Genomic DNA, 2,748 nt, shown 5'->3' on the forward strand with positions numbered 1-2,748 from the left:
CAGCCGCTGCTGTCGGGCCGGCTGGAGCTGGCGGCGGTGAACGCGCCGGACCGCTGCGTGGTGTCCGGTCCGGTGGAGGAGGTGGAGCGGCTGGAGGCGGAGTTGAAGGGCCGCAAGGCCGGGGCGGTGCGGATGCCCGCGCCGCACGCGTTCCACTCGGTGGACGTGGAGCCGGTGATGCCGGAGCTGGCTCGGGTGGTGGGGACGCTGCGCCGGTCCGAGCCGGCGGTGCGGTACGTGTCCAGCCTCATGGGGACGGTGGCGCAGCCGGGGCAGCTCGCGGATCCGCGCTACTGGACGGAGCAGATGCGCAGGCCGGTGCACTTCACCCGCGCGGTGGAGACGCTCCAGGAGGAAGGCTGCGCGGTGCTGCTGGAGGTGGGGCCCGGTCAGGACGTGACGCCGCTGGTGCGCGCGAACCTGACGCGGGAGGAGCACGGGCGCCGCGTCCAGGGGCTGGCGTCGCTGCGCGTGGGCGGGGCGACGACGGAGCAGATGGGCTGGCTCCAGGCCGTGGGCGAGCTGTGGACCGCTGGCGTCGCGGTGGACTGGAGCGCGTTCTACGCGCATGAGCAGCGCCTGCGGATGCACCTGCCCACGTACGTCTTCCAGGAGAAGACGGTCTGGGTGGAGCCGAAGGCGCAAGGCCCGGCGTCCGGCCGCATCACCACGGCGACGCGGTCTCCGGCGCAGGTGAACGGCGCTGAAGCCGTGCGGCCGGATTCCTCGGGGATCTCCGTCTCCGCGGGCGCGGCCTCCCTCGGAGGAACCGATGGGCTGTCGGGGACCGCGCACCTGAGCGGGGCTGGCCGGGAGGCAACGACCACCGATAACCGCATCGCAGGGCCGTCGTCTTCGCACGGCGGCGCTGCGTCCTCGTCCTTCGGGACCACCCACGCCGCGTCCTTCGGGAACACCCACGCGCGCCCCAGACCGCGAACGCGTTCGCCGGAACGGGGCGCGTGGCGACGCTGACGGAGACCGCTTCCTTCGACGGGCCTCCGTCAACGACCTCCACCGACGCCGCAGCCCTCACCCCGTCCCAGCCGCAGGCCGCCTCCGCAGCCGTCACCCGTCCCAGCCGTGACCGACGCCGCAGCCTCACCCCGTCCCAGCCACAGGCCGCCGCCGCATCCCTCGACAGGTCCCAGATGCCCACCGACGCCGCAGACTTCGACGAGCCTGTCACCTCGGCCCCGGCCTCCTCGCAGCCCGTCCGTGACGACGCACCTCGCGGTGACGTGGAAGAACGCGTGGCCGCGCTGTGGCGCGAGCGCCTGGGCCTGGAGTTCGTCGGACGCAACGACGACTTCCTGGAGATTGGCGGCAACTCGCTGACGGCCGCCCAGCTCCTCAACCAGGTGCGCGACGCCTTCGGCGTGAACCTGCCGCTCGCCGCCCTCTTCGAAGCCCCCACCGTCGCGGGCATCGCGGAACGCCTGGTGCCCCTGCTGCGTCAGGCCCCGCGGGCCCCCGTCTCCGTGGAGCTCCCCCTGGTGCCGCTGCCGCGCACCGGCGAGCTGCCCCTGTCCTTCGTGCAGGAGCGCGTCTGGCGCCTGGAGCAGCACCTGCCCGGCCTGTCCGCGTACAACATCCCGTTCGTCCTGCGCCTCGAAGGCGACGTGGACGCCGACGTGCTGGAGCGCGGCATCCAGGAGATCGTCCAGCGCCACGAAGCGCTGCGCACCACCTACGACGTCGTGGACGGCCGCCCCGTGCAGCGCTTCCACGCGCACATGCACGTCCCGCTCACCCGCGTGGAGCTGCGCGGGCCCATGGAGACGCGCGAACCCGAGGCCATGCGGCTCGCTCGCGAGGACGCCGCGAAGCCGTACGACCTGGTCAACGGCCCCGTGGTGCGCACACCCTGGTCCGCCTGGACACGCAGCTGCACCTGTTGCTGGGCGGCGTCCACCACATCGTCAGCGACACGCTCTCCATCGCCCTGTTCGTCCAGGAGCTGGGCCACCTCTACAACGCCTTCCTCCAGGGCCGTCCGTCTCCCCTGCCCCCGCTGCCCGTGCAGTACGCGGACTTCGCGACGTGGCAGCGCAACAGCATCGCGGGCAACCGCCTGCCTGAACAGGACCAGGGCTGGCGGCAGCGGCTGGCCGGCATGCCTCGCAAGCTGGACCTGCCCACCGACCGACCGCGCCCCACGGAGAGCCCGCTCACCTCCGCGCGCATGACGGTGGACTTCCCGCCCGCGCTCGCCCGTGAGCTGACGGCCTTCACGCGCCGCGAGGGCTTCACCGGCTACATGACCGTGCTCGCCGCGTGGCAGACGCTGCTGCACCGATACAGCGGCCAGACGGACGTCATCGTCGGCACGCCCATCGGCAACCGCACGCGCCCGGAGCTGCTGCCGCTCATCGGCTACGTGGCCCACTCGGCGGCGTTCCGCACGCGCTTCACGGACGGGCTCACCTTCCGCGACCTGCTCGCCCAGGTGCGCGACGAAGTGGCTGACGCGCAGACGCGCCCCGACGTCCCCTTCGAGTACCTGGTGGAGGCGCTCGTCCCGGGCAAGGACATCGGCCGCGGCCGGATGACGGACTCCGTGTTCGTCTACCACACGGGCGCGGGCGCGGGCGCCGCGACGCTGGAGCTCACCGGCATGCGCGGCTCGCTGGTGGAGGTGCCGGGCACGCCCGTGCAGTGGGGCGCCACCCTGGCGGACCTCACGCTCGTGCTCTCCGAGGCCCCGCCGCGTCCACGGCGCGCTGGAGTACGCGACGGAGCGTGTTC

The 2,748-nt window shown here is 73.2% G+C and carries 1 protein-coding gene and 1 pseudogene; both read left to right on the forward strand.

The genetic code is table 11. The annotated features are described in order from the left end of the window. Positions 1–975: acyltransferase domain-containing protein (locus ACLEQD_RS40745; protein ID WP_410391311.1), on the forward strand; the 975-nt coding region annotated here is incomplete at its 5' end. A gap of 176 nt (positions 976–1,151) precedes the next feature. Beyond that, a pseudogene (locus tag ACLEQD_RS40750) lies at positions 1,152–2,748 on the forward strand (condensation domain-containing protein); the annotation flags it as partial.

It is taken from the genome of Corallococcus sp. 4LFB, from assembly GCF_046520365.1.
GTDB classification, from domain to species: Bacteria; Myxococcota; Myxococcia; order Myxococcales; family Myxococcaceae; genus Corallococcus; species Corallococcus caeni.